The following is a 13076-nucleotide window of genomic DNA, read 5'->3' as shown; positions in this document are numbered from 1 at the left end:
CGCCACCCGCGAGCGCCCTCGGTGCAGGTGTGCGCGGCCGACCTCAGGTCTCCCGGTGCTTCAGGACCTCGGCGAGGCTCGGCGCCTCCCGGTCCCGCTGGGACATCGATGTGACCGGCAGCGGCCAGGGAATGGCGAGCTCCGGGTCGTCGAAGGCGATCGTCACGTCCTCGGACGGATCGTGCGGGCGGTCGATCCGGTACGAGGTGTCGGCCGTTTCGGTCAGCGCCTGGAAGCCGTGCGCGCACCCCGCCGGGATGTACAGGGTCGCCTGTGTCTCGCCGGACAGTTCGAAGAAGGCCCGGCCCAGGTAGGTCGGCGAGTCCGTGCGCAGGTCCACGACGACGTCGAAGATCTTCCCGTACGAGCAGCGCACCAGCTTGGCCTCGCCGGCGCCGGAGCGCAGGTGCAGGCCGCGCAGCACGCCCCCGGCCGAGCGGGACACGCTGTCCTGGACGAAGGCGTGCGGGTCGAGACCCACCGAGCGGAGCACCTCGGCGTCGAAGGTGCGGCAGAAGAAGCCGCGCTCGTCGGCGTACGGCGTCGGCTCGAACAGGTACGCGCCGGCGATCGCCGGGACCTCGGTCGCCTTCATGGAGTCTCCCTCAGGGTCTGGGTGTGGTCTGCCGCCGGGAACAGGACCGCGGTCAATTCGGTGAACTGGTCCTTGAGACGCCGGCCCGCGGCCTGGTTCCGCTCGGTGAGCATCCGCCGCAGTTCCGCCGATCGCTTCTCCAGCGCCCGGAACTGTTCGAGCAGCCGGTCGGCGTCGACCTCGCGAGCCGGGTGGCAGTACGCGCCCAGGCCCATCTCCGCCATGAGTGCGTCGCTCTTCGCCGCATAGCTCAGTGCGAGCGTCGGCGTGCCGACCTTCAGGGCGCAGATGAGGTTGTGGTAGCGGGCCGCCACCACGGCGTCGGCAGCCGCCATCTCCTTCATCAGGTCAGTCAGCGAGGACGCCTCGGAGGCGGTGGCCAGCGGCGAGTCCACCGCGTCGAGGACCGCGCCGACCGCCGGCATGTCGACCTCGTCACCGATGAGCAACCGGACCTGCCTGCCGTCCTCGACCAGCGTGCGGACGAACCGGGTCATCCCGTCGATGTAGCGCCGGTTGATCTCCTCGGCCCGGGCCCGGTCGTCGTTGCTTCCGTAGTAAGCCATGACGCCGACGCAGACCGGGCCTTGCGGGCCCTCGGGTGCACCGCTCGGCGGCGTCGGCAGGGAGAACACGAGGTCCGAGTAGACCTTGTCCCGCGCGGTGTCGACGCCCATCGCCCGGATCGCGTCGCGGGACACGGCGTCCCGGTAGGACCGGTAGGTGGCGAGCCGCGCCGACCAGCGGACCAGGGCACGGGTCGGCCGGTGGCCGATCGTGTCGGCACCGACGCCGACCAGCGCGACCTTGGTGCCGAACAGCCGGCCGGTCGTGCTGAGCAGGAACATCGAGTACGGGAAGCCCCACGCCCTCAGCGGCAGCGTGGTCTCCAGGACGCCCGCGCCCGGCACGATCACGACATCGTGCCGGCGCACCCAGGCGGCAACGCGAAAGGCGTCGATGAGTTTGCCCAGGCCCTTCACCGCGATCGCGCCCGCACGCGACGCGGTGCGGTACTCCCCCCGGTTCCAGTGCAGCCGCGTCGCGGGGATCCCGTACCGGGCCGTGACGACCTCGGGTCCACCGCACAGGGCGTCCACGGCCGCCTCCGGGTGCTCGGCGCGGAGATACCCGAGCAGGGCCTCCAGCGACCCGTCGTTGCCCAGGTTGCCGGAACCGAGCACGCCGCACAGCCCGACGCGCACCGCGGTCGTGTTCGCAGACGTCATGACTGCCTTCCTTCACGGCCGGCGACGAGGGCGTCGACGGAGACGGTGATCCGGACCGGGTCGACCGGTGCGCGGTCCTCGACCCGCTCGCCGGATCCGGGCCTGATCCGGCTGGTCGCCCAGGCGAGCAGGTGGCGGTGGCACGCGCGCCGGTCGGCCGGGGAGAGCGGCACCCGCCGGATGGCCGCGACGTAGCCCCAGACGTACTCGGCGAGCAGCCGGGGCGTCGGGTGCAGCCGTCCCGCTCGGCGCGGGTCCAGGTTGATGCACCGGGACCGCTTGCCGGGGTGCGCGCGCTCGGCGCGGGTGGGGTGGTCGCGGCGGAAGTACAGCACTTCGGGCACCTGGTGGAAGGGGCCGTGCAGGCTGATCTCGGCGGTGAAGGTGCGGTCGGCGTGGTGGTAACTGTCGAGCGGTTTGACCCGGCGAAGGACCTCGGCGCGCATCACCCCGTACATGTCGTCGCCGCCGGGCTCGAACAGCATGCTGCGGAACCGCTCCGGCGGGTGCGGGGAGTCGGTGGCGAGCCCGTACTCGTACGGGACCCTGACCTGGCCGTCGCCGTCGATGACGGCTTCCGCGGCGTGCGCGAGGACGACCTCCGGCCGCTCGTCCAGCGCCTCCACACAGCGCCGCAGCAGGTCCCGGGCGTACAGATCGTCGTGCGAGGCCCACTTGAACAGCTCGCCGCGGCTCTCGGCGAACACGTGGTGGTGGTTCGGCGCGGCACCGATGTTCCTGGGCAGCCGGGTGTACCGGATGCGCGAGTCCCGTGCGGCGTACCGGCGGCAGATGTCCGCGGTCCCGTCGGTCGAGGCGTTGTCGGAGATGAGGAGTTCGAAGTCCTCGTAGGTCTGGCCGAGCAGGGCGTCGAGTGCCTCGGCGAGGTACTCCTCGCCGTTGTAGACGGGCAGGCCGATGCTCAGCCTGGGGTGGGCGGTCATGCGGTCCTCACTTCGCGGATCGGGTTCTTGCGGCGTTCGCGCAGGCCGGAACGGAGTTGCAGCCACCACAGGACTGAGCCGGTGAGGGTCGCGGCGGCGACGCCCCACGCCGAGCCGACCGTGCCGGCCGCCTCCGCCCCGCAGAGCCCGCCGCTGACGTAGAGGACGGAGGTGATCAGCTGACAGCGGAGGCTGCGCCGGGCCGCGCCGAGCGCCCGCAGCCCCACCGCCGCGCCGACGCCGAGGCTGGAGCCGGCGACGCCGAGCGCCGCCGGCATGATGATCGCCGAGGCGGAGTGCCAGACGACGCCGAGCACGAAGACACCGGCCCGCTCCGGCAGCAGCACCAACAGCGCCGCGCCCCAGAGCAGCGCGCCGACGGCCTGCCCGCCGCCGATCATGAGGCAGAACACGCCCAGCCGCTCCGGGGCCTGCCGCAGCACCCGCGCCGCCTCCGCGACGGTGGCCAGCGACAGCCCCATCAGGACCGCGAGGAACGGGCCGAGCAGGAGCTCGGCGCCCCGGACCGTACCCACCGCGTCGACCCCGACGATCGCGCCGAGTCCGTACGCCCGTAGTTGGCGGGCGCCGCTGAGGGCCACGTTCTCGACCAGGTACCGGTAGCCCAGGTCGCGGTGGTCACCGAGCCAGTCGCGCGCGCTGGTCAGGTGGGGCCTGATGCCGGACTGGAAGCAGCCGTAGCCCGCCGCCACCGCGGCGGACAGACCCCAGGCGAGCACGAAAGCGCCCACGCCGCCGACACGGGCCGCCACCACCATGGCCGGGACGAGCGCGACGCCCCACACGACGTCGTTGACGAACGCCTTCCGCCCGACTCCGGCGGCGAAGAACGAGAACCGCCAGGCGTCCTGCAGCAGCAGCGCCGGCAGGGTGACGCCGAGGCAGGCGAACGCGGTTCCCACCCGGCCGCCTGCCCCCAGCCCGGCCACCAGGCACACCGTTCCGGTGGCGGTCCCGACGCAGAGCGCGGTACCCGACGACCGGGCCACCGCGGTACGCCAGGACGCGGCCTGCACGCCGCTGAAGCGCACCATGAGGGGGTCGGTGGCCAGCCCGCGCGAGACGCTGAGCAGCACGCCGTAGGTGACCCAGACCAGACTGAACACACCGAACGAGGCCAGCCCCAGCGAGCGGGCGACGTAGGCCCCCACCAGGAAGTTGCTCAGGCTGGAGGCGGCCTGGTCGGCGAGTCCCCACGACAGCCGGCCGGCGATGGCCCGCCTGGCGGACCGCCGGGGCCGTCCGGCCGCGGCCGTCGGGGCCGTCCTCTCGCTCTCGGTGGTCATCGGCCTTCCTTGATCAGTCCGGCGTCGTGCAGGGCGTCGGCCGCGGCAGCGACGGTGTCGAACGGCAGCCCGGACCGCTCGGCGACGTCCAGCAGACTGTGCTCGCCGTCGGAGAGATTGAGCACCCAGAGCATGGCCATCTGCGCCTGCTTGGTGTCGCTGCGCCCGCCGAGCGCGTCGTACAGCCCGCGCCGGCCCAACTGCGGTTCGCCGTAGGGGCTGAGGTTGACGTACCGCCGGTCGCGGTCCAGGACGGCGAACGCCTCGCGGCAGACCGCGAGGGTGTCCGCCATCGCCTCCGGGGAGACGAAGTCCAGGTTGTCCGCCGAGGTGTGGTACTCGGGATAGCCCGCGTACGGGGTCCGGGTGAGCGAGCCGATGCCGAGGTTGAACCCGGGCGAGCAGTACTGCCGCTCGTCGTAGCCATACGGCGTGAACTCGGTGACGCGGTGCGGCCGTTCGGAGGCGGCCAGCACATGCCGCAGCACCCGGTCGATCTCCGCGTCACCGCGCCTGCTCTGCTTGTACGTCAACGAGCCGGGGTCGCCGGCGCACGCCAGCACCAGCCCGTGCTTGACCCGCTCGACCCTTTCCGCGTTGCGGGCCAGCCAGGTGATCGCGCCTATGGTGCCGGGCGCGAAGATGAACCGGTAGGTGTGGTACGGCGTTTCCTCGGCCAGCGCCCGGGCCAGGAGCACCGCCACCGCCACGCCGGCCATGTTGTCGTTGGCCAGCGACGGGTGGCAGACGTGACAGGAGACGATCACCTCGTCGGCGACCTGGCCGGGCACCACGTGCTCGGCGTAGGTGAGGTGGCCGTCGGCGAGCGTGGAGTCGATGCGCACCTCGTACTCGCCGTCCGGCATCGCGTCCAGGGTCTCCTGGGCCAGGCAGAACCCCCAGTCCGGCTTGTAGTAGCTGGTGCGGTACGGCACCCAGGACGGGCGGTCCGGCAGCGTGTGCAGATGCGGGCGCAGCTCGGACAGGGGCATGGTCGCCGACACCGGCACGCTGTAACCGAGCACGTGCAGGCTGGACTTGGCGAAGTCGACGACCCGGTTGCCCGCCCGGTCGGCGATGTACGCGTCCCGGATGTTCCACTCCTGCGGCACCGTCCAATCGAGCACCTGGGTTCCGGTCGGCACCTCGTGCACGTCCAGCGGGATGTACTCGCCGACGATGTCCAGGGTGGCGCGCACACCGTCGCCGGTGATGCTCCGGCAGAGCGGGTACAACCGCTCCACCAGGGCGTACATCTCCTCGCCGTGCTCGGTCACCGGCGCCACCGCAGGGTGTCGTCGACGGCGCCGGCGCCGGAGGCCGCGCGCAGCACGGCGAGGCGGGTGAAGCGCTGCTGGAAGTTCCCCTGGGTCAGCCCGTGCGCGCGGTACGCGTCGGCGAGTTCGAGCGCGCCCCGCTTCACCGTCCACTCGCAGTCGAAGCCGGGGATCGCGGCGCGGAAACGGGAGAAGTCCACCCGGTACGACCGCGGGTCGGCGCCGGTCTCCCCGGTGATCACGACCTCGGAGCCGGGCACCGCCTCGGCGACCTGCTCGGCGATCTCGGCGACCGTGACGTTGTTGGTCTCGCTGCCGATGTTGAACGCCCGGTCGTGCACGGCCTCGCGCGGCGCGGTCAGCACGGCCGTGAAGGCCCGTGCGATGTCGGCGGCGTGCACCAGCGGGCGCCAGGGCGTGCCGTCGGACATCACCAGCACCTGGCCGGACAGCAGCGCGTGGCCCACCAGGTTGTTCAGCACGATGTCGGCGCGCAGCCGGGGCGAGAACCCGAAGGCCGTGGCGTTGCGCATGTACACGGGGGTGAAGTCGCCGTCGGCGAGCTCGTGCAGGTCGTCCTCCACCCGCACCTTGGACTCCGCGTACGGCGTCACCGGGCGCAGGGGGGCGTCCTCGCCCACCAGGTCCTCGCCGCCGGCGGCGCCGTAGACCGAGCAGGTCGACGCGTACAGGAAGCGCCCCACCCCGGCCTCGCGGGCCAGCCGGGCCAGGTGGACGGAGGCGTGGTGGTTGATGTCGTAGGTGAGTTCCGGCGCCAGCGATCCCAGCGGGTCGTTGGAGAGCGCGGCCAGGTGGATCACGGCGTCGACGCCGGCCACGTGCTCGGCCGTGACGTCGCGCAGGTCCACCCGGTGCCCCTGCGGATCGGCGGGCTTCGGGCCCAGCACGCAGTCGGCGAACAGGCCGGCGTCGAGGCCGACGACCTCGTGCCCGGCGGCGGCGAGAACCGGGGCCATGACGGTTCCCAGGTATCCCTGGTGTCCGGTCAGCAGTACGCGCATGGTTCAACCCCCCAGGTTGAGCGTGAGTTTGGTGACGGCGAACGCTTCGGCGTATCGCTGGTGGCATTCGATGCCGCGGATCCGCGCGAGGCCGAGGAAGGCCTCCCGGTCGTACCAGGGCCGGTGCCGCTGCGAGGCGTAGTGCTCCTGCAGCAGCCGCACCTTCTCCTCGGCGGTCTCCACGGACAGCGGCTGGTACGCCGCCATCCGGCCGAGGTCGCCGTCCCACTTGACGATCTCGTAGCCGAGCACGAGGTGGTCGCGGAAGGCGGTGGGGACCAGCTGCGCCAGGCCGCGGTGGTCCTGGTGGGCGTCATCGGTGCGCGGGGCCAGGACCAGGTCCGGGTCTGTCTGCTCGCGCAGTTCCTCGACCGCGGCCTTGGCCTCCTCCCAGTGCGCGGGCAGCCGCCCGTCCGGCAGCTTGTGCACGGTGAGCCTGAGGTCGGCGTCCGGGCAGAAGGCGGCGAGCGCGGCCTGCTCCTCCTGCTCCCGCTCGCCGCCGCCGCCGGAGAGCACCAGTGCGTCGACGCGGATGCCCGGGCGCGCACGGCACAGCGTCAGCAGCGTGCCGCCGGCGCCGATGGCGATGTCGTCGCAGTGCGCGCCCACCGCGACGATCCCGTCCAGAGGCCCGGCCCCGAGCCCGATCACGGGGCCCCCACCGGGACGCCGTCCCGCTCCCACACGGCCCACGGCCGCTCGCCCCGGGCGTAGGCGGCGTCGAGCACGGCCCGCTCCTTCACGGTGTCGGTCGGCTGCCAGAAGCCACGGTGCTGGTATGCCACCAGGCGTCCGCGCTTGGCCAGTTGGGCGCAGCCGTCGGCGACCAGGTCGCCGTCCTCCGGGATGTGGTCGAAGACCTCCTGGCGGAGCACGAAGTAGCCGCCGTTCTCCCACAACGGCAGTTCGCTCACTGCGGTGATGCCCCCCACCAGGCCGTCCTCGCCCAACTCCACGCAGTGGAAGGACGACTGCGGCGGCACCACCATCATCGACGCCCCGGCGTCGCGCCGGGCGAAGTTCTCGATCATCTCCGGCAGCGGGGCGTCGGTGAGCACGTCGGCGTAGTTGGCGAGGAACATCTCGTCGCCGTCCAGGAAGTGCCGCACCCGGCGCAGTCGCTCCCCGATCGGTGACTCGATGCCGGTCTCCGCGAACGTGATCGTCCAGTCGGCGATGTCGGTGGACAGCAGCTCGGGCTGCCCGCCCCGCAGCACGAAATCGTTGGACGTCGTCTCCTTGTAGCCGAGGAAGAAGTCCTTGATGTGGTGCGCGCCGTATCCGAGACACAGGATGAACTCCGTGTGCCCGAAGTGCGCGTAGTAGCGCATGACGTGCCAGATCAGCGGTCTGGGACCGACCATCGCCATCGGCTTGGGCACGTCGTCGGAGGTTCCGTTGCGCATCCGCATCCCGTAACCGCCGCAGAACAGGACGACCTTCATGCTGTGACCTTTCGGGACGCGACCTCGACAATGCTCAGTTCCGGGATGGGAAAGACCAGCCGGCCGCCCCAGTCGTGGACGTAGGACAGCTGCTCGACCAGCTCGGCGCGCAGGTTCCAGGGCAGGACGAGCACGTAGTCCGGCTTGTCGGCGGCTATCTGCTCGGGCGGCAGGATCGGGATGCGGGTGCCCGGGGTGAACCTGCCGTGCTTGTAGGGGTTGCGGTCGACCGTGTACGCGAGCAGGTCGGGCCGGATTCCGCAGTGGTTGAGCAGGGTGTTGCCCTTGCCCGGGGCGCCGTAGCCGACCACCGTCTCGCCGCGCTCGGCCGCCTCGACGAGGAACTTGAGCAGGTCCCGGCGCACCTTGGCCACGCGGTTGGAGAACTCGGTGTACCCCGACAGCTCCTGCAGCCCGGCGGCCTTCTCCCGGGCCAGCACGTCGGCCACCCGCCGCGTGGGCTCGCCGGCCACCTCGACGGGCCGCGCCCACAACCGGATGGAGCCGCCGTGCGTGGGCAGCAACTCGACGTCCACGAGAGAGAGTCCGCCGCTCGCCAGGGCCCGGATCGCGGAGGCGACCGTGTAGTACTGGAAGTGCTCGTGGTAGATCGTGTCGTACTGGTTCTCCTCGATCAGGGTCAGCAGATGCTGCACCTCTACGGAGACCCAGCCGTCGTCGGCGACCAGGGCGCGCAGCCCCTGGGTGAAGCCGACCACGTCGGGGATGTGCGCGTACACGTTGTTGGCGACGACCAGGTTCGCGGGGCCGTGCTCGGCGCGGACGGCCGCGCCGGTCTCCGGGCTCAGGAACTCCGTGAGCGTGGGCACGCCCACGTCCCGCGCCGCCGCGCCGACGTTCACCGACGGCTCGATGCCGAGGCAGCGGATCCCCCGGTCCACCACGTGCCGGAGCAGGTATCCGTCGTTGCTCGCGACCTCGACCACGAAGGCGTCGGTGCCGAGGCCCGCCCGCTCCACGGCGTCGGCGACGAAGGTGCGCGCGTGCTCCACCCAGGAGGTCGAGAACGAGGAGAAGTAGGCGTACTCGCTGAAGGTCTCCTCCGGCGTGATCAGCGGAGGGATCTGCGCCAGCCAGCAGTCGGCGCAGACCCGCAGGTGCAGCGGGTACGCCGGTTCCGGCTGGTCCAGTTGGTCCGCGGCGAGAAAGCTCTCGCACGGCGGGGTCGCCCCGAGATCGACGACGCTCGCCAGCGTCGCCGAGCCGCAGAGTCGGCATCGTGTCATCTGTTGTTCCCATCCCCCCCGCTCGCGCGGGTGTCCCCGGCGCGAGTCTGTGCTGACCGGACCGCGATCGCGGTCCGGTACTCCTCCACCAGGCGCTCCAGCCCGACGGCCGGGCTGAAGGCCTGTTCGTAGCGGAGCCGGGCGGCTCGGCCCATCTCCCGGCCCAGGGCCGGATCGGCCGCGACCCGGCGTATGCAGGACGCGAGCGAGGCGGACTCGCCCGGCCGGTGCAGCAGCCCGGTCACGCCGTCCTCGACGAGTTCGACGAAGGCGCCGTGGCCGGCCGCGACGACCGGGACCCCCGCCGCCATCGCCTCCACGACCACCAGGCCGAACGCCTCCAGCCACGTCGAGGGAGCCACCACGGCGACCGACCGCGCGATGGCCTTCTGGCACTCCGCCGTGTCGTACAGGCCGACGTACCGCACGTCGTCCCGGCCCGCCGCCCAGGCCGTGACTTCTGCCTCCAGCGGCCCGGTGCCGGCGATCACGAGCGGTACGCCCACCCCGCCGCTCGCCGCGAGCTCGTCCCACGCGGCCATGAGCAGCCGTACGCCCTTGGCCTCGGCCAGTCGGCCGAGATAGAGCAGATGCTCGCCGTCGCCCGATCGACGGGCATCCGGATCGGGCACGAAGTTGTGCTTCACGGCCAGCCGTTCGGCCGGCATGCCGGCTCGCACCAGGACGTCGCGCTGTGCCGCGGAGATGCAGAGGAAGCGCTCCACGCCGGTCCACCACCGACGCCGGTTGACCGACAGGCTGACCGCGAGCGGTACCGTCGCGAGGCGGGAGCCCCGGTAGCAGCCGTGCCGGACGGCGGGCAGCGGTGCCGACCCGACGCACTCGGTGCACGGCTTGGCGTCCCGTTGCAGGGTGCCGGGCGGGCAGACCTGGGTGTAGTTGTGCAGCGTGGCGACGGCGGGCACGTCCGCGTCGGCGCAGGCGGCGAGGACCGCGGGCGACAGCAGCGGGAAGACGTTGTGGACGTGGACGACGTCGGGCCGCTCGGTGCGGAGCCGGGAGGCGAGTTCGGTGCGGACCGCCGGGTTCCACGGCACCCGCAGGGGCACCGCGACCTTGCCGAGGAGGGACATGGCGCCGATGTCGTCGCTGCGCCGCTCGAACACCTCGACCCGATGGCCGCCCGCCCGCAGCAGCGCCACCTCCTGGTCGACGACCTTGTTCTCCCCGCTCGGCTGCGCCGAGGCGTAACGGTTGTGCACCACGAGGATGTGCATGCTCAGGCCACCTCCCGGATCCGGGGCAGGGTGAGACGCCGCCGGCGGCCTTCGGGCGGCGGGAAGGACGTGGCCTCGGCGGGTGCCGCCAGCAGCGAGGCGGCCACGGCCAGATGCAGCAGGTACGGCGAGGCGTCACCCAGTCCGACCTCGGTGTACGAGGCGATCGCGCAGTAGCTGATCAGGAAGATCGCGCAGGCCCGCGGCAGCGACGGAGGCCGCAGCAGCGCGATGCCTCCCATCACGATGACGATCGCCGCCACGAGGGCGACGCCGAGCAGACCCTGCTCGTGGAAGACGGCCAGCCAGCTGTTGTCGATCGGCAGCCCGCCGAACGACTTGTCGCCGAGGCCCACGCCGAACACGTCCTCCGAGGGCGTCCGGGGGGCTGCCCGCAGGGCGTCCCAGACCTTCGCCCGTCCGGTGAGGCTGGCGAAGTTCTCCTGGCTCTGTCCGCGCAGGAACCACGTCTGCACCGCGGAGCTGAACCCCACCACGGCCACCGCGGCGCACAGCACCACCCAGGAGAAGAACCGGCGGGCGGCGCCGCTGGTCAGGACCAGCGAGCTGATCGCCAACGCCAGCCCGACGAGCAGGCCGAGCGTCGCCGTCCGGGTATGGGTCATCACGAGCAGGACGAGTGACGGCACGACGACCATGGCCGCGTCGGACTTCCTGGTCTGCCGGCCCACGGCGAGCAGCACGGTGAGCCCGATGATCACCGCGGCGTACTGTCCGATCTGTGGCGGGGTGAGCGGCCACAACGCGCCGACCAGCCGCCCTTGGTACTCACCCGGCATGGCGGCCCCCGGCGAGACGATCAGGCCGGCGGCCACCGTCACGAGTACCGCGAAGTACATCCGGATGTGGTGCCGGACGAACGTCACTCTGCCGTCCCACCAGCGGCTCAGCAGCCACAGCGTGCCGACGAAGAGAGCCAGCCGGGCGCAGCGGAACAGCGAGCCGCTTCCGGACTCCAGGCGTGCGCTGGAGACCACGCTCGTCGCCAGGAGGAGGGTCAGCAGGAACACGTAGGCACTGGGCCGGATGCGCAGCCGGAGGTTGACCAGGAGCGCCAGCAGGAACGCGGCGACCAGCGCGCCCATGGTGACCATCTGGATGAGGGAGCGGGGCAGCGGGACGATGGTCTTCGCCCCGGTGGAGCCGAGGGTGTTGAGGATCAGCAGCCCCCAGACTGCCCCGATGATCTTCGGTGTGCGGTCCGTGTCCATCTCATCCACCGTCCCCTGCGCGGAAGGTGCTGCCCGCGTCCTGCCGGTGCGGAGCGCCCTGCCACTGCGCGCGGGTGAGCACCCGGCTCGCGTCGTGCGTGACGAACTTCCATGGGCCGACGTAGACGTTGTCGTGCCAGCGGTTGTCCTGCTCGGTGGTGATCGCGTCGGCCACCCGCTCGCCCTTGTACGGCGACCAGTCGGGATAGGTGCCGTAGTTGGACAGCAGCGCCATGCGGTCGCACTTCTCCGTGCACTTGACGACGGTCTTGTCCAGCACGAAGCGGTTGTCGTGGATGTCCACACGCTGGGTCTTCCACCGGCAGTCGGAGTAGAGCGGTGCCTTCGCGATCGCCGGCTGGGCACAGCGCTCGGGGTTCTTCACCAGCAACGTGCAGTCACCGGACGACGTGTTGGCCGGACTGTTGCAGAACCGGTCGGCGTTCTCCCACAGGGTGATCCCGGACCAGTTGTTCTCCAGCACGTTCCCGTAGATCTCGATCTGATCGGTGCGGGCCCTGATCCGTGGTTCGCCGCCGGACTCGGACAGGTAGACGGTCGCGAACGGAAAGCTGTCGCCGGTGTGGGCCGCCGCACGGCCCTGGACCCAGTTGTTGTGCCGGATCGTGTTGTACCGGATGACCGCGTTGTAGCTGGCCTCGTAGATCAGCGCGGCACCGTCGTTGGCCTCGATCACGTTGTCCTCTATACGGAAGTCGTTGTTGTCGGTGTCTGCCCACAACCCCGCTCCCCGGTTGTCGTGCACCCAGTTGCCGCGCACGTCGGCGCCGTTGACGGCCCAGAACTTCACGCCTCCGGTGCAGCCGCAGCCCTGCTGCCGCCGTTCCCAGTCGTCGGCGTTGTTGCCCGTGATCTCGTTGTCCTCGACCACCAGGCCGGTGACGCCGGCGGCCTTGTACGCGTTCATGCCGTACTGGCCGTTGTCGCGCAGGCAGTTGGCACGGACATGCTGACGGGAGCCGGCCATCAGCCCGGCGCCGGAGTTGTCCTGCACCGTCGAGTGCTCGATCACCCACCCGTCGGCCGAGTCGTGGTTGACCACGCCCTCGTTCTGCGGGGCGACGAAATGCTGCACGGTCAGGTAGCGGATGGTGACGTCTTCGGCGGTTCCGCCGAACGCGTAGCTGTTGACCTTCCGGCCGTCGATCACCGCGCCCGGTGCGCCGAGGTAGACGTCCCCCTCCTTGGGGCTGACCTGGTCGTAGGGATCGGGACTGAGCGTGTGCGTGCCCGGTCTGAGCCAGAACGTGGTGTGCGGGGGGCTGTTGAGGGTCTTCGCAGCCAGATCACCGATCACCGCGGGGTCGACCGTCACCGCGCCCTCGGGCGCCCTGGCCGGCCCGGCCGGGGGATGGGCGCACACCCGGGCCAGGGAAGCGGACCGGGCCCCGGACGTGGTGGGCACGGCGGTCGGCTTCTCCCGCGCCGCGTGCGGCGTACCGTCACAGCCGCTCACCAGCAGCAGGGCCAGCACCAGCGGTGCCACCGCCTGCGCCCAGGGCCGCGTCCTGTTCCCCAC

The 13076-nt window shown here is 71.5% G+C and carries 12 protein-coding genes; all 12 read right to left on the bottom strand.

Annotation, left to right across the window (positions count from 1 at the left end; translation table 11 throughout):
• Nucleotides 1–43: 43 nt before the first annotated feature.
• Genes OHB00_RS44500 through OHB00_RS44445 form a run of 12 tightly spaced genes read right to left on the bottom strand, consistent with a single transcriptional unit; the run spans nucleotide 44 to nucleotide 13076 of the window.
• Complete coding sequence (locus tag OHB00_RS44500) at nucleotides 44–595, bottom strand: dTDP-4-dehydrorhamnose 3,5-epimerase family protein (RefSeq protein WP_406443758.1); 552 nt, start codon at nucleotides 593–595, stop codon at nucleotides 44–46.
• Entirely contained in the window at nucleotides 592–1824 is a 1233-nt protein-coding gene (locus tag OHB00_RS44495) for a polysaccharide pyruvyl transferase family protein (protein WP_406443756.1), read from the bottom strand. Before OHB00_RS44495 ends, OHB00_RS44500 begins: the two co-directional genes overlap by 4 nt.
• Nucleotides 1821–2768: a glycosyltransferase family 2 protein gene (locus OHB00_RS44490; RefSeq protein WP_406443754.1), complete on the bottom strand. Its 948-nt coding sequence runs from the start codon at nucleotides 2766–2768 to the stop codon at nucleotides 1821–1823. The genes OHB00_RS44495 and OHB00_RS44490 overlap by 4 nt, the downstream gene beginning before the upstream one ends.
• Nucleotides 2765–4075 carry a hypothetical protein gene (locus OHB00_RS44485; RefSeq protein ID WP_406443752.1) on the bottom strand — a complete coding sequence of 437 codons (1311 nt, stop codon included), beginning with the start codon at nucleotides 4073–4075 and terminating at the stop codon, nucleotides 2765–2767. Before OHB00_RS44485 ends, OHB00_RS44490 begins: the two co-directional genes overlap by 4 nt.
• On the bottom strand, nucleotides 4072–5361 hold the full coding sequence (locus OHB00_RS44480) for a DUF4910 domain-containing protein (RefSeq protein ID WP_406443750.1): 1290 nt from the start codon (nucleotides 5359–5361) through the stop codon (nucleotides 4072–4074). The genes OHB00_RS44485 and OHB00_RS44480 overlap by 4 nt, the downstream gene beginning before the upstream one ends.
• Nucleotides 5349–6374, bottom strand: coding sequence for an NAD-dependent epimerase/dehydratase family protein (locus OHB00_RS44475; protein WP_406443748.1), 1026 nt, complete (start codon nucleotides 6372–6374; stop codon nucleotides 5349–5351). The genes OHB00_RS44480 and OHB00_RS44475 overlap by 13 nt, the downstream gene beginning before the upstream one ends.
• A gap of 3 nt (nucleotides 6375–6377) precedes the next feature.
• Nucleotides 6378–7025: a PIG-L deacetylase family protein gene (locus OHB00_RS44470; RefSeq protein ID WP_406443746.1), complete on the bottom strand. Its 648-nt coding sequence runs from the start codon at nucleotides 7023–7025 to the stop codon at nucleotides 6378–6380.
• Nucleotides 7022–7819, bottom strand: a complete 798-nt coding sequence (locus tag OHB00_RS44465; RefSeq protein WP_406443744.1) for a sugar phosphate nucleotidyltransferase — start codon at nucleotides 7817–7819, stop codon at nucleotides 7022–7024. Before OHB00_RS44465 ends, OHB00_RS44470 begins: the two co-directional genes overlap by 4 nt.
• Nucleotides 7816–9066, bottom strand: a complete 1251-nt coding sequence (locus OHB00_RS44460; RefSeq protein ID WP_406443743.1) for a class I SAM-dependent methyltransferase — start codon at nucleotides 9064–9066, stop codon at nucleotides 7816–7818. The genes OHB00_RS44465 and OHB00_RS44460 overlap by 4 nt, the downstream gene beginning before the upstream one ends.
• Nucleotides 9063–10304, bottom strand: coding sequence for a glycosyltransferase (locus OHB00_RS44455; protein ID WP_406443741.1), 1242 nt, complete (start codon nucleotides 10302–10304; stop codon nucleotides 9063–9065). Before OHB00_RS44455 ends, OHB00_RS44460 begins: the two co-directional genes overlap by 4 nt.
• 2 nt (nucleotides 10305–10306) lie before the next feature.
• Nucleotides 10307–11536 (bottom strand): O-antigen ligase domain-containing protein, encoded by a 1230-nt coding sequence (locus OHB00_RS44450; protein ID WP_406443739.1) that lies wholly within the window; start codon nucleotides 11534–11536, stop codon nucleotides 10307–10309.
• A 1-nt stretch (nucleotide 11537) separates the two neighbouring features.
• Nucleotides 11538–13076, bottom strand: coding sequence for a right-handed parallel beta-helix repeat-containing protein (locus tag OHB00_RS44445; RefSeq protein ID WP_406443737.1), 1539 nt, complete (start codon nucleotides 13074–13076; stop codon nucleotides 11538–11540).

Source organism: Streptomyces sp. NBC_00631 (genome assembly GCF_045206895.1).
Classification (GTDB): Bacteria; Actinomycetota; Actinomycetes; order Streptomycetales; family Streptomycetaceae; genus Streptomyces.
The sequence above is the reverse complement of the archived record's forward strand: the minus strand, read 5'-3'. Positions and strand labels throughout refer to the sequence as shown.